Origin of the sequence: Sphingobium sp. B2D3A (assembly GCF_025961795.1) — a bacterium.
Taxonomy (GTDB): Bacteria; Pseudomonadota; Alphaproteobacteria; order Sphingomonadales; family Sphingomonadaceae; genus Sphingobium.
Genome location: NZ_JAOQOI010000001.1, coordinates 786,208 through 812,822, shown reverse-complemented (window position 1 = coordinate 812,822; position 26,615 = coordinate 786,208). Strand labels below are relative to the sequence as shown.

Annotated in this window: 28 protein-coding genes and 1 other RNA gene; 13 read left to right on the top strand and 16 right to left on the bottom strand. The window is 65.1% G+C overall.

Going from position 1 to position 26,615, the window contains the following annotated elements:
- Window position 1: 1 nt before the first annotated feature.
- From M2337_RS03750 to M2337_RS03715, 8 genes are all read right to left on the bottom strand, one after another.
- Entirely contained in the window at window positions 2-1,111 is a 1,110-nt protein-coding gene (locus M2337_RS03750; protein ID WP_264571745.1) for a 5-methyltetrahydropteroyltriglutamate--homocysteine S-methyltransferase, read from the bottom strand.
- Between the two features lie 170 nt (window positions 1,112-1,281).
- Entirely contained in the window at window positions 1,282-2,154 is an 873-nt protein-coding gene (locus M2337_RS03745; protein WP_264571744.1) for a class III extradiol dioxygenase subunit beta, read from the bottom strand.
- A 1-nt stretch (window position 2,155) separates the two neighbouring features.
- Window positions 2,156-2,557 carry a protocatechuate 4,5-dioxygenase subunit alpha gene (ligA, locus tag M2337_RS03740; protein ID WP_264571743.1) on the bottom strand — a complete coding sequence of 134 codons (402 nt, stop codon included), beginning with the start codon at window positions 2,555-2,557 and terminating at the stop codon, window positions 2,156-2,158.
- Between the two features lie 334 nt (window positions 2,558-2,891).
- Window positions 2,892-4,133: an RluA family pseudouridine synthase gene (locus tag M2337_RS03735; RefSeq protein ID WP_264571742.1), complete on the bottom strand. Its 1,242-nt coding sequence runs from the start codon at window positions 4,131-4,133 to the stop codon at window positions 2,892-2,894.
- Window positions 4,130-4,516, bottom strand: a complete 387-nt coding sequence (gene crcB / locus M2337_RS03730; RefSeq protein WP_264571741.1) for a fluoride efflux transporter CrcB — start codon at window positions 4,514-4,516, stop codon at window positions 4,130-4,132. The genes M2337_RS03735 and crcB overlap by 4 nt, the downstream gene beginning before the upstream one ends.
- 70 nt (window positions 4,517-4,586) lie before the next feature.
- Complete coding sequence (locus M2337_RS03725) at window positions 4,587-5,837, bottom strand: hypothetical protein (RefSeq protein ID WP_264571740.1); 1,251 nt, start codon at window positions 5,835-5,837, stop codon at window positions 4,587-4,589.
- A 137-nt stretch (window positions 5,838-5,974) separates the two neighbouring features.
- Window positions 5,975-6,883: an RNA polymerase sigma factor RpoH gene (gene rpoH / locus M2337_RS03720; RefSeq protein ID WP_181561196.1), complete on the bottom strand. Its 909-nt coding sequence runs from the start codon at window positions 6,881-6,883 to the stop codon at window positions 5,975-5,977.
- A 52-nt stretch (window positions 6,884-6,935) separates the two neighbouring features.
- Window positions 6,936-7,835, bottom strand: a complete 900-nt coding sequence (locus M2337_RS03715; RefSeq protein WP_413716242.1) for an RluA family pseudouridine synthase — start codon at window positions 7,833-7,835, stop codon at window positions 6,936-6,938.
- Between the two features lie 70 nt (window positions 7,836-7,905).
- On the opposite strand from M2337_RS03715, the gene M2337_RS03710 reads away from it, so the two are divergent.
- The 9 genes from M2337_RS03710 (at window position 7,906) to M2337_RS03670 (ending at window position 17,125) form a co-directional block, all read left to right on the top strand.
- Window positions 7,906-8,400, top strand: coding sequence for a M67 family metallopeptidase (locus tag M2337_RS03710; RefSeq protein ID WP_264571738.1), 495 nt, complete (start codon window positions 7,906-7,908; stop codon window positions 8,398-8,400).
- Between the two features lie 9 nt (window positions 8,401-8,409).
- Entirely contained in the window at window positions 8,410-9,063 is a 654-nt protein-coding gene (locus M2337_RS03705) for a histidine phosphotransferase family protein (protein ID WP_181561590.1), read from the top strand.
- Window positions 9,064-9,155: 92 nt separating this feature from the next.
- Window positions 9,156-11,603, top strand: coding sequence for a chemotaxis protein CheA (locus M2337_RS03700; protein WP_264571737.1), 2,448 nt, complete (start codon window positions 9,156-9,158; stop codon window positions 11,601-11,603).
- The gene (locus M2337_RS03695; protein WP_264571736.1) at window positions 11,600-12,040 is read left to right on the top strand and encodes a chemotaxis protein CheW; all 441 of its coding nucleotides are present in this window, start codon (window positions 11,600-11,602) and stop codon (window positions 12,038-12,040) included. Before M2337_RS03700 ends, M2337_RS03695 begins: the two co-directional genes overlap by 4 nt.
- Before the next feature lie 77 nt (window positions 12,041-12,117).
- Window positions 12,118-12,483, top strand: coding sequence for a response regulator (locus tag M2337_RS03690; RefSeq protein WP_181561191.1), 366 nt, complete (start codon window positions 12,118-12,120; stop codon window positions 12,481-12,483).
- Window positions 12,484-12,502: 19 nt separating this feature from the next.
- Window positions 12,503-13,591: a chemotaxis protein CheB gene (locus M2337_RS03685; protein ID WP_264571735.1), complete on the top strand. Its 1,089-nt coding sequence runs from the start codon at window positions 12,503-12,505 to the stop codon at window positions 13,589-13,591.
- Window positions 13,588-14,481, top strand: coding sequence for a CheR family methyltransferase (locus tag M2337_RS03680; protein ID WP_264571734.1), 894 nt, complete (start codon window positions 13,588-13,590; stop codon window positions 14,479-14,481). The genes M2337_RS03685 and M2337_RS03680 overlap by 4 nt, the downstream gene beginning before the upstream one ends.
- Window positions 14,482-14,534: 53 nt before the next feature.
- On the top strand, window positions 14,535-15,218 hold the full coding sequence (locus tag M2337_RS03675) for an N-acetylmuramoyl-L-alanine amidase (protein ID WP_264572348.1): 684 nt from the start codon (window positions 14,535-14,537) through the stop codon (window positions 15,216-15,218).
- Window positions 15,219-15,349: 131 nt separating this feature from the next.
- A complete protein-coding gene (locus M2337_RS03670) occupies window positions 15,350-17,125 on the top strand; it encodes an SLC13 family permease (protein WP_181561188.1) in 1,776 nt (591 codons plus the stop codon).
- A gap of 121 nt (window positions 17,126-17,246) precedes the next feature.
- On the opposite strand, the gene M2337_RS03665 is transcribed toward M2337_RS03670, so the two are convergent.
- Complete coding sequence (locus M2337_RS03665; RefSeq protein ID WP_264571733.1) at window positions 17,247-19,169, bottom strand: hypothetical protein; 1,923 nt, start codon at window positions 19,167-19,169, stop codon at window positions 17,247-17,249.
- A 194-nt stretch (window positions 19,170-19,363) separates the two neighbouring features.
- Here M2337_RS03665 and rnpB point away from each other — a divergent pair.
- From rnpB to M2337_RS03650, 3 genes are all read left to right on the top strand, one after another.
- Window positions 19,364-19,794, top strand: an RNA gene (gene rnpB, locus M2337_RS03660) — RNase P RNA component class A.
- A 101-nt stretch (window positions 19,795-19,895) separates the two neighbouring features.
- The gene (locus tag M2337_RS03655; RefSeq protein ID WP_181561186.1) at window positions 19,896-20,435 is read left to right on the top strand and encodes a J domain-containing protein; all 540 of its coding nucleotides are present in this window, start codon (window positions 19,896-19,898) and stop codon (window positions 20,433-20,435) included.
- Window positions 20,432-20,746 carry a (2Fe-2S) ferredoxin domain-containing protein gene (locus M2337_RS03650; protein ID WP_264571732.1) on the top strand — a complete coding sequence of 105 codons (315 nt, stop codon included), beginning with the start codon at window positions 20,432-20,434 and terminating at the stop codon, window positions 20,744-20,746. The genes M2337_RS03655 and M2337_RS03650 overlap by 4 nt, the downstream gene beginning before the upstream one ends.
- A 32-nt stretch (window positions 20,747-20,778) precedes the next feature.
- Here M2337_RS03650 and M2337_RS03645 read toward each other — a convergent pair whose 3' ends face one another.
- The 7 genes from M2337_RS03645 to hisB form a co-directional block, all read right to left on the bottom strand.
- The gene (locus M2337_RS03645) at window positions 20,779-22,302 is read right to left on the bottom strand and encodes an amino acid permease (RefSeq protein WP_264571731.1); all 1,524 of its coding nucleotides are present in this window, start codon (window positions 22,300-22,302) and stop codon (window positions 20,779-20,781) included.
- A gap of 125 nt (window positions 22,303-22,427) precedes the next feature.
- A complete protein-coding gene (locus M2337_RS03640; protein WP_181561183.1) occupies window positions 22,428-22,805 on the bottom strand; it encodes a histidine triad nucleotide-binding protein in 378 nt (125 codons plus the stop codon).
- Between the two features lie 3 nt (window positions 22,806-22,808).
- On the bottom strand, window positions 22,809-23,126 hold the full coding sequence (locus M2337_RS03635; protein ID WP_264571730.1) for a phosphoribosyl-ATP diphosphatase: 318 nt from the start codon (window positions 23,124-23,126) through the stop codon (window positions 22,809-22,811).
- A gap of 60 nt (window positions 23,127-23,186) precedes the next feature.
- On the bottom strand, window positions 23,187-23,951 hold the full coding sequence (hisF, locus tag M2337_RS03630) for an imidazole glycerol phosphate synthase subunit HisF (protein ID WP_264571729.1): 765 nt from the start codon (window positions 23,949-23,951) through the stop codon (window positions 23,187-23,189).
- A 110-nt stretch (window positions 23,952-24,061) separates the two neighbouring features.
- Complete coding sequence (gene hisA / locus M2337_RS03625) at window positions 24,062-24,808, bottom strand: 1-(5-phosphoribosyl)-5-[(5-phosphoribosylamino)methylideneamino]imidazole-4-carboxamide isomerase (protein WP_264571728.1); 747 nt, start codon at window positions 24,806-24,808, stop codon at window positions 24,062-24,064.
- On the bottom strand, window positions 24,805-25,419 hold the full coding sequence (gene hisH / locus M2337_RS03620; protein ID WP_264571727.1) for an imidazole glycerol phosphate synthase subunit HisH: 615 nt from the start codon (window positions 25,417-25,419) through the stop codon (window positions 24,805-24,807). The genes hisA and hisH overlap by 4 nt, the downstream gene beginning before the upstream one ends.
- 6 nt (window positions 25,420-25,425) lie before the next feature.
- Window positions 25,426-26,019, bottom strand: coding sequence for an imidazoleglycerol-phosphate dehydratase HisB (gene hisB / locus M2337_RS03615; protein ID WP_264571726.1), 594 nt, complete (start codon window positions 26,017-26,019; stop codon window positions 25,426-25,428).
- 109 nt (window positions 26,020-26,128) lie between these two features.
- Here hisB and M2337_RS03610 point away from each other — a divergent pair, with 109 nt between their 5' ends.
- The gene (locus M2337_RS03610) at window positions 26,129-26,608 is read left to right on the top strand and encodes an SspB family protein (protein ID WP_181561177.1); all 480 of its coding nucleotides are present in this window, start codon (window positions 26,129-26,131) and stop codon (window positions 26,606-26,608) included.
- The last annotated feature ends 7 nt before the right edge of the window (window positions 26,609-26,615 follow it).

Sequence of the window (26,615 nt, the reverse complement as noted above, 5' to 3'; positions counted from 1 at the left end):
GTCAGCCCCAGACCTCCTGGGCCACCTCGGCGACCAGCTCCATCTTCGCCTTCTGCTGGTCGAAGGCGATGTCATTGCCGTGGACGGTCGAGGCGAAGCCGCATTGCGGCGACAGGGCAAGCTGGTCGAGCGAGACATATTTCGTCGCGTCGTCGATCCGGCGCTTCACCTCATCCTTGGTCTCCAATTCACCCAGCTTGGTGGTGATCAGGCCGAGCACGACGATCTTGCCCTTCGGCAAGAAGCGCAGCGGCGCGAAGTCGCCCGAGCGCGCATCGTCATATTCGAGGAGGAAGGAGTCGATATCGACCTCGTTGAACATGATCTCGGCGACCGGCTCATAGCCACCCTCGGCGGCCCAGCTGGAGCGGAAGTTGCCCCGGCACAGGTGCATCGCCGTAAACATGTCATCCGGCGCGGTGGCCAGCGCATCGTTGATCATCTTGGCATAATGGCGCGGCAGATCATCGGGATCGAGGCCGCGCTTGCGGGCATTCTCGCGCTGCTTGTCATCGCACAGATAGGCCATATTGGTATCGTCAAGCTGCAGATAGCGGCAGCCGGCATCGGCGAGGTCGGCAACCTCCTCCTGATAGGCCGATGCCACGTCCGCGAAGAAATCGGCCATGTCGGGATAGACCGCCTCGCTGATGCCTTCGCGCCCGGCGCGGAAATGCAGCATGGTGGGCGAGGGAATGGTGACCTTGGGCGTCTCGCTCACCACGCTGGCGAGATATTCGTAATCCGCGCGCTGGATCGGCTTGGCGTGGGCGATCTTGCCGGTCACCACCATCTTGGGCGGCGCGAAATGCACGTCCTTGCCGATCGCATTCTGGAACTGCACTTCCATGCCGCCCTGCTCCTCGATGCCGTCAAGCTGCAACAGAAAGTCGGTGTGGAAGAATTTGCGGCGGAACTCGCCGTCCGTCACCGCCTTGACGCCGACGCTCTCCTGAAACGCCACGACATCGGCAATGGCCTTGTCCTCGATCGCGCGCAGGGCGGCAGCGTCGATCTTGCCGGCGGCATGATCGTGTCGGGCCTCGATAAGCGCCTGCGGACGCAGGAAGCTGCCGACATGGTCGGCGCGGAAAGGGGGTTTGGACGTCATGGCAGTCTCCAGCTCCAACCGGCGCAACGCACGCCGTACGAAACCCTCATATAAAGGATTCTTTATATATAGGAAGCTTTATGTGACAAACCGACACGCTGAGCCGACAAACGAAAAAGCCCGGCGCAAGGCCGGGCTTTCCTGGGATGCTGCGAAGAGGGCCAAGCCGCTCAGGCGAGCGCCTTGGCGGGCGCTTCCGCGATCTCCTTGGGCCGCAGCACGATGTGGCCGACGGCGGTGTTGGAGGCCGGAACATGATAGAAACGATGCAACGCCTCCACCTCGGTGCCGAGCGCGGCGCGCATGATGAGCCACATGATGAGCTCAATGCCCTCAGTGCCCGCCTCGCGCAGATATTCCAGCCGGGTGATGGCGCGCAGCTCATCGGTCTCGCCGACGAGCTTGTCCAGGAAGGCATTGTCGAACTCGGGATTGATCAGCCCGGCGCGCGGCCCCTGCAACTGATGGCTCATGCCGCCAGTGCCCCAGATCTGTACGTTGAGATCCTCGGGATAGGTCTCCACCGCATAGCGGATCGCCTCACCCAGCGCCCAACAGCGCGCGCCCGAGGGCGTCGGGAACTGCGTCACGTTCACCGCAAGCGGAATGACCTTGCACGGCCATTTGTCGACCTTGCCGAACATCAGGCTGAGCGGAACCGTGCAACCATGGTCCACATCCATATTGTTCATCAGGGTCATGTCGAACTCGTCGATGACGAGTTGCTCGGCCATGTGCGCGGCCAGCTCGATATGTCCCTCGACAACCGGAACCTCGCGCTTGCCCCAGCCTTCGTCGGCCGGCTCGAACTCCTCGGCCATGCCGAGCGCGAAGGTCGGCACCACGTCCAGCATCATCGCGGAGGCATGATCGTTGTAGCAGAGGATGACGACGTCGGGCTTTTCTTCCTGCTCGAAGGTCTTCACCCACTCATAGCCATCGAAGATCGGCTTCCAGTAATCGTCCGTCGAGCGCCCCGTGTCGAAGGCGGCGCCGATGGCGGGGACGTGGCTGGTGGCAATGCCGGCAGTGATCCGTGCCATGTCAGTTGCCCTCCCGCTTGGAGCGCTGGCCAGTCGGCGAGCGACCGCCGGACCGCATCATCGCGGCATATTCGTCGGGCGTCATGTTGGTCATCGAGCTCACGGCACGCTGCGTGCTCCAGCCATCGGTATTGGAGAGCTTGACGAGGAAGTAGATGTTACCGCCCAGATCGATGAGCTTGCTGAAATCGCGATCCTGCACGGCGCGCTTCTGCTCTTCGCTCATCTTGAACTTGTCGAGATAGGCGCGCTCATGGTCCTTGAATTCGGCGCGATTGCCCGCGTCCATCAGCGACATGCAGAATTTATGCAGGTGATAGGCCTCACGCGAACGGCGGGCGTTGAACACGGTCGTGCCGGGAATGTCTTCCAGCTCGCTGAGCGGATAAAGGCGAGTGCGCATGGCGGACCTTTCGATCGGTCGAATGAAGAATATAATGGAAGGCCTGCGCCTTTCCAATGGCAGAGGCCCTTGTCATTGTGCGCCTGCGAAATCAAGCGGGGTGATGGGCGGAGGGCAGCAGACAGGCGATACCGCAGTGCAGAATCCTGCATGTGCCTAAACGGTTGACTGTCCAGTCCTCCTCTACCGTCACCCCGGACTTGATCCGGGGTCTCGCTGCTCTTGTTGGACCTATCAAAGCTTGAGTGCAGTGTGACGGCGAAAAGGAAGATAGCTGGACCCCGGATCAAGTCCGGGGTGACAGCGGTGTCTCAGGGTATAAAGGCTTTTGTCTTTAATCTCGCCCCGGCTTGCGCGACCCTGCGCCGCCGGTAGGCCGCTTGGCACCCGGGCGCGCGGCCGGCCCCGCCGGCTTGCCGCCCTTGCCGCGCGGCTTGGGCGGGCCCTTGAAGCGCTCGGGCTTGTCCGGTGCGCTGCGGGAGCGGCGTTCCCCACGGCGGGCCTTGCGCATGTCCTTGGCGTGGGCGGTCGACGCACGCTTGTCGGCGGCCTTGCGGTCGGAGGCGGTCGGCTGGATGTCGATCTCGAGCGAGAGATCGCCCTCGTTCACGTCGAAGCCCAGGCTCGCCAGCGTTTCAGCGAAATGGAAGGGCGGCTCGGCCTTCACATCGAGCGGGGAGCCATCGGGATGGTCGATGCGGATGCGCCGGGCGTGCAGGTGCATCTTGCGGCTGATCGATCCGCTGAGGAACGCCTCCTTGCCGCCATATTTGCCGTCGCCTACGATCGGGTGGCCGATCTCAGCCATATGGACGCGCAGCTGATGGGTGCGGCCGGTGTGCGGCTGCAGCTCCACCCAGGCGGCGCGGTTGCCGGCGCGCTCGATCACCCGGTAGCGCGTGCGGGCGGGCAGGCCGTCCTTCTCATCGACATGCATCTTCTCGCCACCGGTGCCCGGCTGCTTGGCGAGCGGCAGGTCGATGAAGCCGTCCGAGACGGAGGGCACGCCCATCACGATGGCCCAATAGACCTTGCGCGCCGTGCGGGACGAGAAGCTCTTGGCGAAATGCGCCGCGCTGCGCGAGGTGCGAGCGAGCAGCAGCGCACCGCTGGTGTCCTTGTCCAGCCGGTGGACGAGGCGCGGCCGGTCGTCGCGCTCGAACATCAGAGCATCGAGCAGTCCGTCGACATGCTCGTGCGTTTTGGTGCCGCCCTGCGTGGCAAGGCCCGGCGGTTTGTTGATGACGATGGCCTGCGCGTCGCGGTGGATGACCAAACCCTCGGCAAAGTTGATCTGATCCTCGGTCAGGATGGGTCGCGGGCGTGGTGCCTTGCCGGCTTCCTTTGCCGCAGCGACATCGAGCGGGGGCACGCGCAAGGTCTGCCCCTCGGCAATGCGGTCGCCCGGTGTCGCGCGAGCACCATCGACCCGCAATTGCCCCGTCCGCGCCCAGCGCGAGACGATGGCGAAGCTCACTTCCGGCATGTGGCGCTTGAACCAGCGGTCGAGGCGGATGCCGTCATCCTCGGCACGCACGGTGAACTGGCGGACGCCAGCGAGATCGGTCTTGCTCATGCCGTGGCACTCCGCATGAGGGTGAGCCCCAGCGCAAGCGCGCCGATGGAGGCGGCGACGGAGAGCAGCACATAGCCGAGCGCATTCATCGCTTCGCCGCGCTCGATCATCAGCATCGTCTCCAGGCTGAAGGCGGAGAAGGTCGTGAAGCCGCCGAGAAGGCCGACTGCCACGAGCAGCCGGAGTTGCTCGCCCTGCTGGCCCTGGTAGCGCGCGGCCAGCCAGCCCGCGACGAGGCCCATGGCCAGCCCGCCCAGCACATTGGCGGCGAGCGTGCCCCAGGGATAGCCCGGCCCCATGATGCGCAGGCTCGCGCGTCCCAACTGGTAGCGCAGGGCCGCGCCGATGGCGCCGCCGATCATCACGAGAACTGTATTGAGCATGGTCCACGCCCTAGCCGCTTTTGCGCAACAGGCAAATGGGCGTTCGCTGCGAGGCCGCGCCGGGGCTTGCTCAGTCAGGTTGTGCCAGCAATCCATCCCGCACCACTGCCCGGTCGACCTCGGCAACGAGCCTTGTGTAGCGCGGGTCTTCGACGCTGCCGTAGCGCGCGGCGAAGGCGGCATCGCTCAGCCCCTCGTCGTTCTGAAGCAGAGCAGGCGGCAGCAGGCGTTCCTGCGTCGCGGTCGCCAGGCGTCGCGCCACGTCCTGCGCCCGGCGCGGATCGCCAGCGGCCTGCGCGATCTGGGAGCCGGAGCGGTCCGCCGCCAGATCGACGAAGGAGAAGCCAGAGGCGGTGCCGGTCTGGAACGCCGACGCGGCAGACAGGCTGTCCGCCAGTTCCTTCCATTCGCCCATCGCGGATGAGAACTGCACACCGGTCTGCGCAGCCAGCGCGGCGGACAGCGCCCAATGCTTGGGGATGTCGTCCCGGCCATGGAGCGTGATTGCTGTCGCAGGCGGCGGACAGCGGCGCGTGGCGCTCAGCTCCAGCCCGGCCAGTTGTCCGGCGCGCGGATCGACCACCAGCATCGCAAGCGCGACAAAGCCCGCCCGATTCGTTTCCGACGTTGCGGTTTGGCTCGGCGGGAACGCACGGCGGACCTGTATGGCAAAGTCGCTTTGCGGATGGCGCGCCTGCAGCGCCACCAGCGCGCAATAGCGATCGAGCACCTGCGCGCCGTCGATCGCGTCACCGCCAGTAAACTGATCGAGCAGGCCGGTCTTGGGCGGCAACTGCACCGCCGCCATCACCGCGCCATTGCGGATGGAGAAGCGCTGCACGACCGTGTCGAACGGCGGGATCACGGCGCCGCGCAGACGCAGCAGCTGACGCAACCCCTCCAGCAGCAGCCGAGTCGGATATGCCGGCAACGAGACCGCGCCGATGCGCGCCTCTACTTCGGGAAATCCGTTACTCGGGCCGCTTACGACCAGACCGACATTCAGCCAGCGCCCGAGTGGCAGGGCATGGCTCGCGGCGACATGGAGCCGCTCATCGTGGAGGTAGAGGGTGAGCCGGTCAGGGCGAAAGCCATGAGTTGCGAGCGCACTCAAGCCATCGAGATGGATGGGCGTGAGCGTAAGCAGGCTGACACCGCCGGGCCGCTGCCTGCTGGCCTGCAACTGCTCGATTGCGGCCCGACCGGCACCGACCTGCAGAGGCGTTGGCGTGGGGCGGGCGTCGGCAAGGGGCGCGCTGCTGGTAAACAGCACCGCACCAATGAGTACAGGCAGGACGAACAAGACAAAGAGGATCGCCAAAACACGCCAGACCCGCGCCCGCGGGCTACGGCCTGCCAATCCCATCCACGAGCCAGAGGCACGCTTGCGCTGCATCGCGTCCCCTATCCGTTACGACTGCCCCTTCGCCTAGGCGACGAGCGCAATCCGCAGACTCGTCAGCCGGCTACCGTCATCAGGCGCTTTTCACCGGCGATCCGAAGCATCGCGCGCTGCAGCTTCTCGAACGCCCGAACCTCGATCTGGCGCACGCGCTCGCGGCTGACGCCATAGACTTGGCTGAGTTCCTCGAGCGTCTTGGGCTCCTCCGCGAGGCGCCGCTCCTGCAGGATATGCCGTTCGCGGTCATTGAGGTCATCCATCGCATCGAGCAGCATGTCGTGCCGCACGTCGCTTTCCTGCGCGTCGGCAATCCGCTCGTCCTGCAACGGCCCTTCGTCCGCCAGCCAGTCCTGCCACTGCCCTTCGCCGTCATCGTTCATGGAAACGTTGAGCGAGGTGTCGCCGCCCATGGCCATGCGGCGGTTCATGGAAATGACGTCATCTTCCGAGACGCCGAGATCGGTCGCGATCTTGGTCACATCCTCGGGGCGCAGATCGCCATCCTCGAAGGCTTCGATCTGGTTCTTCATGCGCCGCAGGTTGAAGAACAGCTTCTTCTGCGCCGCCGTGGTGCCGATCTTCACGAGGCTCCACGAGCGCAGGATGAATTCCTGGATCGACGCGCGAATCCACCACATCGCATAGGTGGCGAGACGAAAGCCCCGGTCCGGCTCGAATTTCTTCACGCCCTGCATCAGGCCAATATTGCCCTCGGAGATCAGCTCGGAGACAGGCAGGCCATAGCCGCGATAGCCCATGGCGATCTTCGCCACGAGTCGCAGATGGCTCGTCACCAGCCGCGCCGCCGCTTCCGGATCGCCATGCTCCTGATAGCGCTTGGCGAGCATATACTCCTCCTCGGGCTTGAGGAGCGGAAACTTGCGAATCTCCGAGAGATAGCGGTTCAGGCTTGCATCGCCGCCAAGCGCAGGGATCGTTGCTGGGAGATTACTGCCGTTACTCACGAAACTTCATCCTTCTGGAGCGCGCAAACAAGAAGGGGCATCGCGCTCATCCTTATACGCAAAGATGGCTGAACAGTTGCTGCATGTCATCCGTAATCGGGCTTTCAAAGCTGAGAGGCTGGCTTGTGACCGGGTGGATGAAGCCCAGCCGGGCCGCATGAAGCGCCTGACGATGAAAGCCAAGTTCGGCGAGCAGCGCCTTGTGGACGCCACCGCGGGCATAGACAGGATCGCCCAGCAGCGGGTGGCCGAGATGGGCCATGTGCACGCGCACCTGATGGGTCCGCCCCGTCTCCAACCGGCACTCGATCAGCGCCGCCCGATCCAGTCGCTCGAGTGTGCGATAATGGGTGATGGCGTGCTTGCCGCGCCCCTCGCGCTGCACAGCCATCTTCTTGCGATCCGCATCCGAGCGGCCGATCCACTGATCGACTTTGCCGGAAGGCGGCGCAGGCCGCCCCTGCACGATGGCGAGATAGCGCCGGTCGATACTGTGGTCCTTGAACTGGCGGGCCAGTCCTTCATGCGCCTGATCGGTCTTGGCGACGACCAGAAGCCCCGAGGTATCCTTGTCGATGCGGTGGACGATGCCGGGCCGCGCCACCCCGCCAATGCCGGAAAGCTGCCCGGCGCAATGGTGGAGCAAGGCATTGACCAGCGTGCCATCCGGGTTGCCGGCGGCGGGATGCACGACCATGCCAGCCGGCTTGTCCACCACGATCAGATGCGCATCCTCATGGGCGATCACCAGATCGATCGCCTGCGGCTGCGCCTCGGCGGGCGTCGCCTCCGGGATCTCTACGGCAAAGGCCATGTCGGCCTTCACCTTATAGGCTGGATCAGCCGCCGGGCGGCCGTCCGGCCCGGTCACCTGACCTGCCAGGATCAACGCCTTCACGCGCTCGCGCGACAGGTCTGGCAGCACGCTCGCAAGCGCGCGATCCAGTCTCATGCCGTGCTCGGCCTGCGTGATCAGCGCCGTAATGCTGGTAACCCCCGTTTCCACGGCCTAATATCTGGGGATGGCCGTGCACATATCAAGACCGCTGCGCGATGCGATCCGCGCGCAGGCGAAGGCTGCCGCCCCGCTAGAATGCTGCGGCCTCCTCCTGGGCCAGCGCCTGGCTGGCGCGGACGGCGGGACGACCGACATCGCCATCACCGAACTTCGCGCTGCCGCCAATGTCGCAAACCAGCCCGAGCACCGCTTCGAAGTCGATCCGGCCGTGCTCATCGCCGCGCATCGCGAGGCGCGCCAGGGCGGACCGGCCATTGTCGGCCATTATCATTCGCATCCCCATGGCGAGGCCGTCCCCTCGGCGGTCGATGCGGCCATGGCGGGGGCAGCGGGCGAGATCTGGCTGCTCCTCGACGCGCGCGGCGACCTTCTGGCCTGGCAGGTTGTCGCGTCAGGCCGCATCCATGGCGTTTTCGATCCCGTCGAACTGGTCGGTTCGCCGCATGGGCGGCTTGCACCCGCGCGCCCGCAGCGCCATGAGGGCACGGCCATCGCCTGAAGAGAGGATATCCCCGTCTTGGTCAAATCCACCGCGTCCGACTCCATCGATTTCGCCAGCCTGCTCTGCTCTCGCCTGTGCCATGATCTGCTCAGCCCCGTCGGCGCGCTCAACAACGGCATCGAGCTGCTTGCCGATGAGACCGACCCGCGGATGCGCGAGCAATGCCTCACGCTGCTGGCGGACAGCGCCCGGACGACGGCGGGCAAGCTCAAATTCTTCCGCTTGGCCTTCGGAGCCGGGGGCGGATATGGCGAGGCCATTCCCGTGCATGAGATCCGTTCTGCCGTGGAAGGCATGTTTCCGCCCGGCGGCAAGATCTCGCTCGACTGGATGATCGCCGGGGACAGCCTCTCCAAGCCGGCCGCCAAGCTGCTGCTCAATCTGGTGCTGTTGACCGGCGAAGCCCTGCCGCGCGGCGGCGTGATCGCCATCGGCGCGGAACAGCAGGGCGGATCGACCGAGATCGCGGTGCGCGGCGAAGGCACGCGCATCACCTTCGACCCCGCCATTCGCGCCGGGCTGGAAGGGCATGGCGATCTGACCACCCGCACGGCCGCAGCCGTGATGATCCGCACGGTGGCGACCGAAGCGGGCGGCGAGCTGATGATCTCGGGCGCTGATGAGCCCCACCTGCTGTTCGGCGCGCGCCTGCCGGCTTGATCCCGCCTGTGTGAGAGCCCGACCGGCAGGTCTTAACCGGGCTTTCACGACTTGGCCCCAAAGGTGTCGCCGCGTTAACCACAGGCGGCGGCATGGACGAGATCATCGGGGAGTTCATTGCGGAAACTCTTGAAACGCTGGAGGTCCTCTCCGGCGAAGTCGTCGCGTGGGAAGCGGACCCGACCGACAAGTCCCGCCTCGACGCGTTTTTCCGGTTTTTTCACACCGTCAAGGGAAGCTGCGGCTTCCTGAACCTCCCCCGTTTCGAGCGGCTGGCGCATGGCGCCGAGGACGTGCTGGCAGCCATCCGGCGCGGCGAACGGCTGGCCGATCCCGCCACCGTCACGGCCGTGCTGGCGGTTATGGACCGAATCGGCGCGCTGGCGCGGGGCTTGGGCGGCGAGCCCGTCCCGGATGAAGCCGATGATGACGGGCTGCTGGATGCCCTGTCACTCCGATCCGGCGGCTTTGAGCTCTTTCACCCCATCGCGCCTGCCCCAACGATGCCGGCCCCACCCCGCGAACCGCCCGCGCCGCGCGCGGACTCGCTAGAGGCACCCGCTCCCCCGACGCCCAGTCAGCAGCAACCGACCGCCCCACCGCGCGACAAAGCGCCGCGCACGATTCGACTGCCGCTGGCGCTCATCGATCAGCTGATGAACGGCATCTCCGATATGGTGCTCGCCCGCAACGATCTGGCGCGCCGGATGCGTGACCATGGTGTCGCGCCGGATGTGGAGAGCAGCTTCGAGCGGATGTCGACCAATGTCGCGGACCTGCGCGACATGATCAGCAAGACGCGGATGCAGCGGGTCGACCGCCTGTATGCGGCCATCCCGCGCATGGTGCGAGACCTCAGCCGCGAACTGGGCAAGAAGGTGATCGTGACTCTCGACGGCGGCGATGTCGAGATGGACCGCGAAATGATCGAGATGGTCGCCGATCCGCTCACCCACATCGTCCGCAACGCGCTCGATCACGGCCTTGAGCCACCGGCGGACCGCATCGCGGCCGACAAGCCCGAGGTCGGCCGGCTGAACATCGTCGCCCGGCAGTCGGGCAACCAGATCGTCATCGAGGTGGCCGACGACGGGCGCGGCATGGACCGGGCCGCCCTGGTCGATCGAGCAGTCGCGGCCGGGCTTGTCACCGCTGCCGAGGCAGCCGGGATGAGCGACGCCGAGAAGCTGAACCTGATCTTCCTGCCCGGCCTCAGCACGGCGCGGGAGGTCACTTCCATCTCCGGGCGTGGCGTCGGCATGGATGTCGTGCGGGCCAATATCGAGCAGATCGGCGGCGTGATCGACATCACCACGACGCCTGGCGACGGCACGGTGATCACCATGCGCGTGCCACTGACGCTGACCATCATTCCCGGCCTGATCGTGCGGTGCGGCGGACAGACCTTCGCCATGCCGCGTGGCAATGTCGTCGAGCTGATCCACGAAAACAGCGCCATGGTCTCGATCGAGGAGGTCGCCGGCGGACGCATCGCGACCATTCGCGGCGAGCGTCATCCGGTTGTAGCGCTTGAGGACGTGCTGGGCCTTGCCCGTCAGGCCGAAGCGAACGGGCCGCGGACCTTGATGGTCATTCGCTCCTCGGCCGGCCAAAATTATGTGCTGGGTGTCGAAACCGTCGACAGCAATGAGGAACTGGTCATTCGCCCGGCCTCACCGGTGATCGCATCCGCCGGCGCTTTTGCGGGCATGACGCTCCCCGACAACGGCCAGCCAATGCTGCTGCTCGACGCCACCGGGCTCTTCCAGATCGCGCAATTGCCCGTGGTCGATGCCGACAAGGCGCGGCGGGATCATCACAGCCAGGAACCGACCGAGGCCATCGATACCTTGCAGGTGCTCTTCTATCGCGACCGGGATGGCGTGGAACGGCTGATGCCGCTGCCCATCGTCGAGCGCGTCGAGGAACTGGACTGTGCGCAGATCGGGCGCTCGGAGGGACGGGCATTCGCGCGGATCGAGGAGCGCCTGCTGCCGGCACTCAACGTCCGCCCGGATGAGACCGGTGTGCTCAAGGCCATGCGCCTGCATGACGGGCGCGATCTGCTCATCTTCCTCATCGAAGAGGTGCTGGACATTCTGGAAATCCCCGCCCGGCTGGACGTGCCGATCGGTCGGGGACGGATCGCCGGCCTTGTGCTGGTCGGCGAGCGACAACTGGAGCTGGTCGATCCGTTCACGCTGTTCGAGGAGGTCGCGGCCCGCCCGGCCTCTGGCGCCGCCGCGCAGGCCGTGCGCTGCATGATCGCCGATGTCGAAGACCCGTGGATGCGCAACATCCTGGCGCCGCTGCTCGTTCAGGCCGGCTATGACGTCGTTCTGGGCGCCACAGGCGACGCGCCGCCCGATGTCGTACTATGTGGCAGCGGCCACGCCCCAGCGCCCATGGGCGTTCCAGTGCTTGCCCTGCGGGAACAGCCGCAACTGCCCGCCGACCCCGACGCGCTGCCCTCCATCTACCGCTATGACCGCGCCGGGCTGATGGCGGCGATCTCCAGCTTCGCACGGAAGGCCGCATGACCGACTCGCTGTTCCTGTTCGCCTCCATCGCGGGCGCCCCGATTACCGTGCGGGCCTGTGCCATCGAAGCCGTGGTGCGGCTGGGGGATATCGTACCCGTGCCATTGGCGCCTATGCATGTGCGCGGGCTAGCGGCGCTGCGCAGCCGGGTGCTCACCGTGATCGATCTGCAATCGCGCATCTTTGGCACGGCGGCGGATGCACAGACCGCACCGCTGGCGATTGTCGCGGACATTGCCGGGCACAGCTATGGTTTCCTCATCGATGCCGTGACCGATATCTGCCAGGCGCAGGGCGGCGTGCAGCCGTTGCGCGGCCGCATCGATCCTGCCTGGCGGCCGTTCGTTTCCGGCCTCGTCGATTATGATGGCCGCAGCCATCTTCTGCTCACGCTCGCCGATTTCACCAACGCCCCGTCTGGCGCGCTGGCCGCCTGAGATATTTAACGAATTTACCAAAATGACACGCTCTGCCCGTAGGTTAGTAGGCAAGCAAGTATCAGGGGTCGCGACTCATGCCGAACTGCCTCATTGTCGATGACTCCAAGGTGATCCGAAAGGTGGCACGCCACATTCTGGAATCCCTCGATCTCGACGTCCACGAAGCGCAGGACGGACGTGAAGCGCTCGACATGTGCGAAGGGCAGGTGCCGGACGTGGTGCTGCTCGACTGGAACATGCCGGTGATGAGCGGCCTGGAATTCCTCAAGGAACTCTCCCGCCGCAATTTCGCCCATCCGCCCAAGGTGATCTTCTGCACCACCGAGAATGGCGTGGACCATATCCGCGCCGCCGTCGATGCCGGTGCCGACGAATATGTCATGAAGCCCTTCGATCGCGACACGCTGGAGAGCAAGCTCCAGATCGTCGGGGTTCTCTAGGGGCTCGGGAGCGCCGGGAATGGCGTGCGCTGCCCTCCTGTCCGATGCCAGCTCCGGAACCGATGGTTCGCCCATCGATGTGCTGATCGTCGATGATTCGCTGGTCGTCCGCCGCGTGCTGGGCCGGGTGCTCGGCGAAGATCCGCGCTTCCGCGTGGTCGGCACGGTCGCCAGCGGAAAGCAGGCTCTGGCTTTCGTGGCCAGAAAGTCGGTGGACTTGGTGCTTCTCGATATCGACATGCCCGAGCTCGACGGCTTGCAGGTGCTCCCCCACCTGCTTGGCCCCGATCAGCGCCGGCAGGTGGTGCTGCTCAGCGGTTCATGCAGCGAGGGCAGCGAGGTCGCCCTGCAGGCGCTCGCCTTGGGTGCCGGCGATGTCGTCGCCAAGCCCAGCGCCGGCCATTTCAGCCCGCAATTCGTCGAACATCTGCTCGATCGCCTGGCCCATCTGGCGCCAGCGGCTGAACGTAGCCGCACGCCGGAACGGTTCGATGAGGCGAGCGCACGCCTGCGGCCGCCCGGTACGCTCGTGCGCGCCGTGGCCATCGGCGGATCGACCGGCGGGATCAGCGCGATCCTCTCGGTCATCAAGGGCCTTGAGGACAATCCGGCCTTTCCCATCTTCATTACCCAGCATCTGCCTGCCAGCTTCCAGCCGCTGCTGGCAGAACAGCTCCGCCGCGCCACACATCTGCCCGTGGTTCTGGCGGAACAGGCCATGCCAGTGCAGCCGGGCACCATCCATCTGGCACCCGGCACTGCCCATCTTTCGCTCGGCAAAGGAGCGCGCGGGCAAATACTGGTGCGATTGAGCACCCAGCGCTGCCTGCATGAAAGCTTCCCGGCGGTCGACCCGATGTTCACCGCCCTGGCGCGCTTTTACGGACGCGGCGCCTGTGGCGTCATCCTCTCCGGCATGGGACGCGACGGACTGGCTGGCGCGCAAGCCATTGTCGGCGCGGACGGCTGGCTGATCGCGCAGGACCACCAGTCGAGCGCGGTATGGGGCATGCCCGGGTCAGTCGTGAAGGGAGGTCTCGCCAGTGCCATTCTGCCCCCCGCTCAGATCGCCGAGTTGATCCTGCAGCAATGGCAGGCAGGCGCATGACCATGCAGCCAGTTTCCAACGCCGCCTGTCGCCTCGCCGAATTGCTCCACCGGGAGACCGGGCAGACGCTCTCGGAAGCAAGGCGATGGCGCATCGAAACGTCGCTGCGACCGCTGCTCCGCGCACACGGGCTGAGCACGCTGGAAGAGCTCGCGGAGGCGATCGATCGGGCGCCTCACGGCCTCCTGCAGGCCGAAGTGATCGACGCCCTGCTCAATCACGAAAGCTCGTTCTTCCGGGACGTCAGCGTCTTCCACGCGATCGAAAACAGCGTCTTGCCCGACCTCGCCCGGGCGCGCGCGGATCGGCGACTGCGCATCTGGTGCGGGGGATGCTCGACCGGGCAGGAAGCCTATTCGCTGGCCATGATCGTTCACCGCTCGGCCGCGCTGGCCGATTGCACGGTCAGCATCCACGCCACGGACGTATCGGCCCTCGCGATCGCCAAGGCAAAGCGCGGGCGGTTTTCGCAGATGGACATGCAGCGCGGCCTGCCGATCAGCGAATTGCTGCGCTGGTTCCATCCTGTCGACAACGAATGGCAGATTGCCGGCGAGCTTCAGCAGATGATCGTGTTCCAGCAGGACAATCTGCTCGACCCCGCTCATGGCGCAGGCCCTTTCGATCTCATCCTGTGCCGCAACGTGCTCTTCTACTTTTCCGAAGAGAGGCAGCGCCGGGCATGGAAAACGCTATCGAGCCGGATTCGGCCCGGCGGCTATCTCGCGCTCGGGGCAGGCGAAATGGCCTGTGCTGAGGCCGGCTTTTTGGCCTGCCGGGGCCTCAGCTGCCTTTATCAGGCCCGTGAAGCCCGGCCCGATCAACCGCGCATGATGCTGCCTGCAGGCGGCGCTTCCTCCGCATCCGCCATTGAGCTAGGACAGGGCTGACCGCACCGTCCGGCAACATGCCGGCATGCGCAAGGAAAGTGGCCCAGTTCTGCATGATCGAGACGCCGTCACCCAATTTTGACGACCGAACGCTCCCGGTTTCCATCCTCGTCCTGCACTATACGGGGATGCCGGACGCCCAGAGCGCGATCAACTGGATGGCCAATCCGGATAGCAAGGTTTCTGCCCATTATGTCGTCACAGAGGAGGGCAAGGTGGTCCGCATGGTCGACGAGACCAAGCGGGCCTGGCACGCCGGACGGGCCTGGTGGCGCGGCATCACCGACGTCAATTCCGCGAGCATCGGCATCGAGATCGTCAATCCCGGCCATGAATGGGGCTATCGGCCCTTCCCGCAGGCGCAGATCGATGCGCTGATCCCGCTCGTCCACGACATCATGCAGCGCCACCGCATCACGCGCGGCAATGTCGTTGGCCACAGCGACGTGGCGCCCGCACGCAAGCAGGACCCCGGCGAGCTGTTCCCCTGGAGCAAGCTCGCCCGGCTGCGCCTCGCCCTGCCGCGCCCGACCCGCAATCTCATGGACCCACTCTGGAGCGACGGCGCCTTCATGCTCGCGCTCGAGCGATTCGGCTATGATATCGCGGAGCCGGAAGCCGCGGTGACGGCGTTCCAGCGCCGTTTCCGGCCGGAATTGATCGACGGCGTGATCGACGGGGAATGCCGCGCCATCCTGCTCGCGCTGCTGCTGCCGAGACCCCGCGGCGACGACTGAGCGCGATCGGACAAGACGGACCGGAATATTTTTCAGCGCCCGCACACTGAAATCCATTTCGGGCGTTTGGCGGGGATGATGACAGCGAGGGTGGTCGCGCAGCGCCGCGACGGGCTTGGGGGGAGAACGCGATGACCGGGCCGCAATGGCTCTCGATCGCCACGCTTGCCGGCATGATGGTGCTCTTCCTCTGGGGGCGCTTCCGCTATGACGTCACGGCCGTCATCGTTCTGCTCTTCGCGGTCCTGATCGGCATTGTCGATCCGGCCGACGCCTTTTCCGGCTTCTCGGACGATATCGTCATCATCGTCGGCTCGGCGCTGGTGCTTTCGGCCGCCGTGCAGCGCTCCGGCGCGATCGAGGTGGGCCTCAAATTCGTCGCGGGCCGCGTGCGCCATGTCCGCTCGCAACTGCTGCTGCTTACCGCCACGGTCGGCACGGCCTCGGCGCTGGTCAAGAATGTCGGCGCGCTTGCCATGCTGATGCCCGCCGCCTTCCAGATGGCCAAGCGCAACAACGCCAGTCCCTCGGTCTTCCTCATGCCCATGGCCTTCGCCTCGCTGCTGGGCGGGCTGATGACGCTGGTCGGCACCTCGCCGAACATCATCGTCAGCCGCGTGCGCACGGAGATGACCGGCGAGCCCTTTGGCATGTTCGATTATTTCCCGACCGGGTTTGGCCTGTTTATCGTGGGCCTGCTGTTCCTGCGTTTCGGCTACCGACTGCTCCCGCGCGATCGTCGCGGCGCGGCGACCATGGGCGATGCCATGGACATCTCCGGCTATGTCACCGAAGCAACCGTGCGCGAGGACACGCCGCCCGACGGCGAGACGATCGCCGCCTTCCTCAAGCGCCACGACCATGAGGTGCAGATCACCAGCCGTCTGCGCGGCCGGCGTCCGCTCTCGACGCAGGGCAATGCGCGACTGCAGGAAGGCGACGTGCTGATTCTCTACGGCGAGCCGGATGCGCTGGAGCGGGTCATCGCCCGCGACGCGCTGGAGCTGGACGGCGAGACGCGCGATTTGCCCGAAGGCAGCGAAGGGGACGAGATCGGCGTCACCGAGGCAGTCGTGACGGCCGAGTCCCCGCTGGTCGGGCAGAGCGCGGAGCGGCTGCTCCTCCAGCAACGTTATGGCGTTAATCTCATCGCCGTCTCGCGCGCCGGGCAGATGCTCGGGCGCAAGCTGGGCGAGATCAGCCTGCGTGCGGGCGATGTCATCGTGCTGCAGGGGCCCCTCGGCCTGCTGCCGGCGCGGCTGCGCGATCTCGGCGCGCTGCCGCTGGCGGAGCGGGGCGTCAAGCTGGGCAAGTCACATCGCGGCTGGCTGCCGCTGCTCATCCTCGCGGTTGCGATGACCGCCACGGCGAGCGGCTATGTGCCGGTGGCCATCGCCTTCTTCGCTGCCGCCGCGCTCACAGTCATCAGCGGCGCGCTGCCGGTGCGGGAAGCCTATGATGCGGTCGAGTGGCCCATCCTCATCATGCTCGCCGCGCTCATCCCGGTCAGCGACAGCATCCGGAGCACCGGCGCGTCTGATGTCATCGCCACCAATCTCGCTCATGTCGCCGCCGCCCTGCCCCCCTGGGGCGCCGTCGCGCTCATTCTGGTCGCGGCCATGGCCGTGACGCCGTTCCTCAACAATGCCGCGACGGTGCTGGTGATGGCCCCCATCGCCGGCGTCTTCGCGCATGACCTCGGCTACCGACCAGAAGCCTTCCTCATCGCCACCGCCGTGGGCGCGGGCTGCGACTTCCTCACGCCCATCGGCCATCAGTGCAACACGCTGGTCCTTGGCCCCGGCGGCTACCGCTTCGGCGACTATGCCCGCCTGGGCGCACCGCTCTCGCTGCTGGTGGTGCTCATCGGTACCCCGCTCATCATCTGGACCTGGCCGCTGCAGTAGGGGGTCCCCACCACGAAATGGCTTGGGGATCTGCAATTCCGACGAGAACGACTGCAGTGTCGCCCTCCATATTTGCTTTCTTACCGCGGCACCGCAGCGAGCGTGGGGCGACACAGGATGCTCAGTAGGGCAATTGCCACCGAACGTCTTGAACTTGGAACCGGCAGGATGAGCCGCCTTGCATATCGTAACGGATCGTTGGCACCCGTGCCGCTGCCACATGGTCGAAAGCAAAGGGGGGATCGGCCATGAGGATGCGGGGATTTTCAAGTTGGCCGGCACTGCTTAGGTCGAATTCGACCGTTGTATTGCCGACGATCCCGGAAAAGGTGAGGTCGGATGGATAGTCCTCCGACTGAATGTTCGCTGACACGAACGTCGGCCGAGTGTCAGGTCTCAAGCAGGCATTCGGCGCGATCTTCAACGCATCGTAGAGTGTGGCCGCGGCTTTCATGTCCCCCCGCTCTCTTTCTCGCCCAGCGAGGCGGAGAATGACTGCTCGCCGTCGCGGGTCAGTCGGCGCGACGCGCCGCCGCAGCACCGCGAGCGTAGAGGTCAGCAGCTCTCGCTTCATAGTGCTCGACAGGTTGGGGGCATCGTCTAGAGACACCGCCATCCCGTACAGCAAATCGAGGGGCAGGGTGGAATCGGCGGCCGCGGCGTCCATTATACTGGAAAGCTCGACCTCGGCCTGCTCAACTGTTCGAGTTTGCGCAGCCACTGACATTCCTAGAATTTTCAGTCGATAGGCCATTATGAAGGATTTGGGTGCGTCATTGTTATCAAGGATGGACAGGGTGCGTTGCGAAAGTTCCAGCAAGCGCAATTGAGCGTTCTTGTCCGCGGTGAAGAAGGCAGGTTCGCTGGCGATCTCAATATTAATCAAAGGGGGAAGTAGCATGATCGAAGTCGCGCCATATTTCGCCTCTCGTCGACCAAGCTCCGTCAGGTTCTCCAGGAGATCCTCTTGCTCGGTTTGCCCCCACGGTAAATAGACGCCTGCGCCGGACATCCAGGCAACTATTTCATCTACCAAAGTTCTGCCCGCCTTATACGAGGCGGCAGGCAAGCTCCTGCACCGGAGGGCGAGATGGCTGATCTGACGGGCCGGACTGTCTATGGATTCGGCTTGCAGCAACGCCGCCAGAAATGGCTGCGCAATCCCTGCTCTGCTAGCCCATACCAGCCCCACATCCGTTCTGAATTGCGGTTGCTGCCGGAGAAGCTCGACAATCACCACATCTTCCGGCCGTAGGCCTGCTTCCCCACAGACTGGCAGGTTGCCCAAAACAGCATTTTGCGGGGATCCATAAGTAACTTGCGAATGCCCGACCGCGAGCATCGCGAGGTAGCTGGAGCGGTTTGCCGAACGAGCGGCCAAGAAGGCCAAGTCCCCGGCAATGCGGGCTGGAGCAGCGCTTGTGGGCGCCGCATCAACGGCTCCAATCCACGCTCGTCGAAGGATGTCTGCGGATACCGCATCACTGTGAACAATAGCTTCTGATCGGCCTTCGATCAGGTCGGCCTCCCAACGATATTTGGCCGGTAAGTCACTCCGCTGAAAAGATTTCAGATAAGTGATTGCAGCGGCCGGATCAGTAATGAGTAGCTGCCGCGCGACGCCCAGGCGGGCCTGCCACCGTTCGTCTAGGTCGCCCGATGTCTCGTCGGCAACGGCCCGAAAAAGCGCTTCGGCGCCCTTAAAGTCGCCATTCACTTCGGATGCACGCGCCTGCATCAATCGATAACGGGCGCCATCGTCTGCCAAGGGGATTTTGACCGTCCGATCTATGATCGTCCGGACGGCCGGCAAAATCTTTTGAGCGGCAGCAGCCTCGATGGTCATGCGGTCGAGGATGCTATCGGGCTGTTTGGAGTCAGGTGACGGAAGTCGCTCGCTGATTGCGGCGTTCATTGTTTTGGCCGCTGCCGTAAGATCGAGGCGGGCGGTCTGCTCCCGAATTGTAGCAAGTGCCTGAGCCGCCTCAGCTGTTTCAGTGCTGGCAGCAGCGGTAAACAGCGCCAGTCCAACAACTATAGACATATTTGTCCCTTCCCCCTCTCGTCCCAACACCAGATCCTGAAGTGACATCTCATGCCGACAAAACCTAGCCCTTTCTAACGTGACTCCGCAGATGGCAGTCTGCGCCAATTTAAAGTTTTCTTTTCCTGAGTTTAGTGGGCGAAGGTGAACTGAACTGATGACTCTCCGCCCGCCTGCGCCTATAGCCCCGTTCGCTAGGCGGTCGGGCGGCCGCGGCGGGCGCTTGCGTCCGGCGAGGAAAGTCCGGGCTCCACGAAACAACGGTGCCGGATAACGTCCGGCGGCTCTCCTCGCGGGAGTTAGGGACAGTGCAACAGAGAGCAGGTCACGTGCGCCTTCGGGCTTGGGCTTCGGCCGCGTGAACAGTGAAAGGGTGCGGTAAGAGCGCACCGCGTCCCCGGCAACGGCGGACGGCACGGTAAACCCCACCGGGAGCAAGACCGAATAGGGGCGGCGCGCAGGTCCTCGGGCCTGCTAGGCTTGTTTCGGCCGAGATCGCCCGGGTTGGTTGCTTGAGGCCCTGCGAGAGCATGGCCCTAGAGGAATGGTCGCCCATCCGCATGCGCGTCCCTTTACGGGATACGGCGGCGGTGGACAGAACCCGGCTTACAGACCGCCTGGCATTTTTGCTGATCGCCTGCAGGGCAATGGCGCGACCGTCGCGATGCCCGCATTTTCACCGCGCTACGGTGGATTTCACCACGAACCCGCACTAAGTGAGATCGGATGGCCAGAAGCGGACGGAACAATGACTGGGGCTTTCCCCGCTGGCGCAGCTATGGCTCCGCGCGGGAAGCGCAGGCCGTTCGGCTGTGCGACCGGCATGGCTGCGACCAGCCCGGCAACTGCCCCGCGCCCAAATCCCCCAACAGCCCGGACCGCTGGTATTTCTGCCAGGCTCATGCTGCCGAATATAACAAGGGCTGGGATTATTTCGCGGGATTGGACGAGGAAGAGCGCAACGAGCGCATGCACAATGAGCAGCGTGACGCCTCCGGCTATCGGACCAGCGCCCATAATCAATGGGCCGGCCCCGGCGATGGCACCCGCTCGCGCGACGAGATGCGCGCGCTCGATGTGCTGGGGCTGGAGAGCGATGCCGATTTCGAGGCGGTGAAGCGGAGCTGGCGCGCACTTGCCAAGGAATGCCACCCGGATGTGCGCCCCGGCGATGCCGACGCCGCCACGCGCTTTCAGGCCATCCAGGCCGCTTATGACGTGCTGCGCGTGGCCGAGGAGCGCAAGAGCTGGAAGCCCGCGCCATGAGCGCCCGTCAGGTTAGCAGTCGCTGGTCCAACGCGGTGCTGGTCTGTCGCAAATGCGAAAAGAAGATCAAGGGCGGCGGTTTTGGGCCGGAGGGGAACAAGACCCTCGGCAAGGCCCTGCGCAAGCATCTGCAACTCGGCAAGGGTCGCAAGGCCGGTGCCGGCATTCTCGAGGTCGGCTGCCTAGATATCTGCCCCAAGCGCGCGGTGACCGTGGTCGACACCAGCAAGCCGGACCGATGGCTGATCATCCACCCCGGCGCCAATCTGGATGTTCTCGCGCACGATCTGGGGCTGCGCAACAAATCCTGAGATGATCGATGCGGCCCGGCTGACCGGTGCCGTCAGTCGATGGGCGGCACGGGCTGCGGCGGCGCGTCAGGATCGGCCTCAGGCACCTCGACGGTGCCGCGCCCGACATGGCTGCGCGAGCGGCTATAGGCGAAATAGACGACGAGACCGACTACAGCCCAGGCCACGAACATCAGCTTCGTCTCGATACCGAGTTTGAAGAAGAGGTAGATGCAGCCGAGGATCGCGACCGGCGCGGTGATGGCGATGGCCGGTGTACGGAACGGCCGCTTGCGCGTCGGGTCCGTCCGCCTCAGCACGAGCACGGCGATGGAGACGGCGGCAAAGGCAAACAGCGTGCCGGAATTGGAAATGTCGGCGAGAATGCCGACCGGGAAGAAGGCCGCGAACACGGCCACAAACACACCGGTGATGATCGTGATGACATGCGGCGTGTGGAACTTGGGGTGGACCTTGGAGAACACCGCCGGCAGCAGCCCGTCCCGGCTCATGACGAAGAAGATGCGCGTCTGGCCGAACATCATCATGAGGATGACCGACGGCAGGGCAAGACCAGCAGCCAAACCGATGAGGTTGCCGATCTGCGGCCAGCCGATCTCCCGCATCGTCCAGGCCAGCGCTTCTTTCGAGCAGACCACTGCCTGATCGCCGATGGCCGCGCACTGATCGGCCAGCGCCTTGCTGCCCGGCGCCAGCGCTTCCCCGGCCGGGCCCATCAAAGGCTGCGAGCCCACCGTGCCGACAACCCCGGCAGCAACCAACAGGTAGAAAATCGTGCAGATGGTGAGCGAGCCAATGAGGCCGATCGGCATGTTGCGCTGGGGATTCTTGGTTTCCTCTGCCGCCGTGGAGACCGCATCGAAGCCCACATAGGCAAAGAAGATCGACGCCGCCGCCGCGCCGATGCCGCCGAAGCCCAAAGGCGCAAACGGCGAGAACTGCTCCATGTTCATCACTGGCAGCGCCAGCACGATGAACAAGGTGAGTGCCGCGACCTTGATCACCACGAGCACGGCATTGACCATCGCGCTCTCACGCGTGCCGATGACGAGCAGCCAGGTGACCAATAGGGCGATGCCCATGGCGGGCAGATTGACAAGACCGCCATCGAACGGCCCGCGCACCAGCATGTTGGGAATGTCGATGCCCAGCGCATGTTCCAGCAGGCCGACGACATAGCCGGACCAGCCGACCGAGACGGCCCCCGCCGCCACGGCATATTCGAGGATCAAGGCCCAGCCGACCATCCAGGCGATCAGCTCGCCCATCACCGCATAGCTATATGTGTAGGCCGATCCCGAAACCGGGACCATCGAGGCCATTTCCGAATAGCAGAGGGCGGCGACCGCGCAGACGAAGCCAGCGATGACGAAGGAGAGCATCATGCCCGGCCCCGCCTTCTGCGCCGCTTCCGCCGTCAGCACGAAAATGCCGGTGCCGATCACGGCGCCCACACCCAGCATGGTCAGCTGGAAGGCCCCGAGCGATCGGTGCAGTGATTTCTTTTCGGCAGTGGCGAGAATGGCGTCGAGTGGCTTGATGCGGCCAAAGATCATGCGCGTCTCTCTATACAGCGCGGCCGCAGCCGCTCCCCCTGAACTGACCGCCAAGCCTATAGGCTTATCGGCGACGCGCAAGGGGCTTGCGACAGGGGAAGGCGTCGCGGGCAGGCAAACCGCGCTCAGCGCGCCAGCATCGGCCCCAGCGCGCGTCCGCCGAACAGATGAACGTGCAGATGCGGCACTTCCTGCCCGCCATGCGCGCCGACATTGGCGAGCAGGCGATAGCCCGGCTCCACCAGCCCCGCCTCGCGGGCAATCACGCCGACCGCGCGCACGAAGGCCGCGATCTCGCCCTCACTTGCACGGGCCGAGAAATCATCCCAGCTCACATAGGCGCCCTTGGGAATCACGAGAATGTGCGTCGGCGCCTGGGGGGCGATGTCGTGAAAGGCGAGGACATGATCGTCCTCGAACACCTTGTTGCAGGGGATGTCTCCGCGCAGGATCTTCGCGAAGATATTGCTCTCGTCATAGGGAAGGGTCGGGTCGATCGCCATGGCTCACTCCTTTGTGCGCGATGCCTTTTCGTCCAGCCCAGAAACGCCCTCGCGCCGGTCCAGCTCGGCGCAGACATCGGCAAGGGTAACGCCGCGCTCGGCGAGCAGGACGAGCAGGTGGAACAAGAGGTCGGCCGCTTCGCCCGTCAGGGCCGCCTTGTCCTCACTCAGCGCGGCAATCACCGTCTCGACGGCTTCCTCGCCGAATTTCTGCGCGATCTTGCCCAGCCCCTTGGCGCGCAGGCGGGCAACATAGGAGCTGTCGGGATCGGCCTCGCGCCGGGCGAGGATGGTCTGTTCGAGGCGGAAGAGGCTGTCCATGGCGCTTGTCCTTGCCGCTGCGTCGCCGGGCGTCAATGGCTTTTCCCGCTGACGCCGCACTCAGAGATGGCGGACGGGAATGCCCGCAGCGGCCAATGCCGCCCGCGCCTCACGCACGCTGTGCTGGCCGAAATGGAAGATGGAGGCCGCGAGCACCGCGCTGGCATGGCCCTGCGTCACGCCCTCGACCAGATGATCGAGCGTGCCGACGCCACCGCTGGCGATGACCGGCACGGTGACCGCATCGGCAATGGCGCGGGTCAGCGCGAGATCATAGCCCTGCTTGGTGCCGTCCCCATCCATCGACGTGACGAGCAGCTCGCCTGCGCCCAGCGCCGCCAGCCGCGCGGCATGAGCCAGCGCGTCGATGCCGGTGGCGCGACGGCCGCCATGGGTGAAGATTTCCCAGCGGCCCTCACCGACCCGCCGCGCATCGACGGAGGCCACGATGCACTGGCTGCCGAACCGATCCGCAATCTCGCTCACCACCTCGGGACGCGACACGGCGGCGCTGTTCACGGCGACCTTGTCCGCACCAGCGAGCAGGAGCGCGCGTGCATCCTCGGCGCTGCGCACGCCACCGCCGACGGTGAGCGGCATGAAGCAGACTTCCGCCGTGCGCGCGACAATATCGAGCAGCGTGCCGCGATCCTCGTGGCTGGCGGTGATATCAAGGAAGCACAATTCATCCGCCCCGGCCGCATCATAGACCTTGGCCTGCTCGACCGGATCGCCGGCATCGCGCAGATCGACGAAGTTCACGCCCTTGACCACACGGCCATTGGCAACATCGAGACAGGGGATGATGCGGGTGCGGACGGTCACTGGACTAAATCCTCACATCCGTTCGTGTCGAGCGAAGTCGAGACACGGCCAGCACTGTCCTCGCGTGTCTCGACTTCGCTCGACACGAACGGGAGGTAGCTGCGTGACATTCACGCGGCATTCGCCACAGCAATCGCGGCCCGCAGGTCCAACCGACCATCGTAAAGCGCCCGGCCGGTCACGACGCCCTCGACGCCGTCGCCGGCATGGAGACTGAGCACGCGGATGTCCGAGATATCCGCCACGCCGCCACTGGCGATCACGGGAATGTCCACGGCCCGCGCCAGCTCGACCGTCGCATCGATGTTCACGCCCTTGAGCAGGCCGTCGCGGCCCACATCGGTGAACAGCAGCGAGGCGACGCCCGCGTCCTCGAAGCGGCGGGCGAGATCGACCACCGGCATGTCAGACTTCTCGGCCCAGCCGTCGGTCGCGATCATGCCGTCGCGCGCGTCCACCGCAACGACGATGCCGCCGGGATAGTCCGCCGCCATATCCTTGACGAACTGCGGATTCTTGAGCGCCGCCGTGCCGATGACGACGCGCGACACGCCGAGCGCGAACCAGCCCTGCACCGCCTGCGGATCGCGAATGCCGCCGCCAAGCTGGACATGGCCGGGGAAGGCCTGGACGATGGACGCAATCGCTGCGCCATTGACGGCATGGCCGGCAAAGCTGCCGTCCAGATCCACCACATGCAGGAAATCCGAGCCCTGCTCGGCCCAGATCAGCGCCTGCGCGGCGGGATCATCGCCATAGACGGTCGCCCGATCCATATCGCCCTCGGCCAGGCGGACGACCTGCCCGCCCTTGAGATCGATGGCGGGAAAAACGATGAACGGCGGAATTTCACTCATGGCGCCCACTCCAGAAAACGGGCGAGGGTCGCGAGGCCATAGGCCTGGCTCTTTTCCGGATGGAACTGAACGCCCAAAATATTGTCCTTGCCGACCGCCGCCACCAGCGGTCCGCCATGGTCGGTGGTCGCGACGACATGCGCCGCCTTCGCCGCCTCGAAATGATAGCTGTGCAGAAAATAGGCCTCACCCGGCTCCACCAGCGGATGGGCGCGCGCGCCGACAACATCGTTCCAGCCCATATGCGGGATCTTGATCGCCGGATCGTCGCGCTCGATGCGTCGCACCGTGCCCGGAATCCAGCCCAGCCCCTCATGCCGCCCAAACTCCTCGCCGGCATCTGCCAGCAACTGCATGCCCACGCAAATGCCGAGGAACGGCCGCCCGACCTCGAACACCGCCTCGTGCATCGCCTCGATCATGCCCGGCAGCGCGCGCAACGGCTCGATGCAGGCGCGGAAAGCGCCCACACCCGGCAGCACGATTCGGTCGGCCCGGCGCACCACCTCGGCATCGGCGGTGATGACGACGCCGTGCGCCCCGGCGGCCCGGAGCGCATTGTGCACGGAGTGGAGGTTCCCCGCGCCATAATCGATGAGCGCGATGGTCATGGAGTGTCAGCCGCCCAGCGTGCCCTTGGTGGAGGGGATCGCATCGCTCTTGCGCGGATCAATCTCCACCGCCTGCCGCAGTGCGCGGGCGAGCGCCTTGAAGCAGCTTTCCACGATGTGGTGATTGTTGCTGCCATAAAGGTTCTCGACATGCAGGGTGATCCCCGCCGACTGCGCGAAGCTCTGGAACCAGTGCTCGATCAGCTCGGTATCCCACTCGCCCAGCCGGTGCATGGGGATCTCCACCTTCCAGACCAGCCAGGGGCGACCGGAAATGTCGAGCGCGACGCGGGTCAGCGTCTCGTCCATCGGCGCATGCGCTTCGCCGTAACGGGCAATGCCGCGCTTGTCACCGAGCGCCTTGGCGATCGCCTCGCCAACCGCGATGCCGGTATCCTCGGTGGTGTGGTGCTGGTCGATATGCAGATCGCCGACCGCCTTCACTGTGAGATCGATGAGCGAATGGCGCGAGAGCTGCTCGAGCATATGGTCAAGAAACCCGATGCCGGTCGAAATGGAATAAGTGCCGGACCCATCGAGATTGACGCGCACCTCGATATCGGTCTCGCCGGTTTTCCGCCTGATCTCCGCGCTACGCATGGTTGCGGCCTATAACGCGCGCGACGGACCATGCAATGCGCTTCTCGACCGTTAACGGCTGTAACGCTCTGTGCTTGACCGGCGAGCCCCCCGCGCTAGGACTGTGGCCATGACGGAAGAGCCAGCAGACAGCCTGATTCCCTATGATGAAATCGTGCAGGAGGCGCTGCGTGCGATTCCCGGGCGTGTTTTGCAGGATATTGCGCTGACGGGCGTCCTGCCGGGCAATCATCATTTCTACATCACGTTCAAGACGCAGGCGCCGGGGGTGAGTATTCCCACCTGGCTGGCCGAGCGCTTCCCGGACGAAATGACGATCGTGCTGCAGCACAAATTCTGGGATCTCAAGGTCACCGATACGAGCTTCGAGGTCGGCCTCACCTTCAATCAGGTGCCGGCGCATCTGGTGATTCCGTTCGCGGCGCTGCGCTTCTTCGTGGACCCGGCCGTCAACTTCTCGCTGGAATTCCAGGTGATGGAGAGCGGCGAGGCCGTCGAAACCATGGAGATGGCGGAGAACGATACGCCGGTCGCCCAGGCCGAAGACGGCTCCAACGTGGTGACGGTAGACTTCGGCAAGAAGAAGTAAGGGCCAG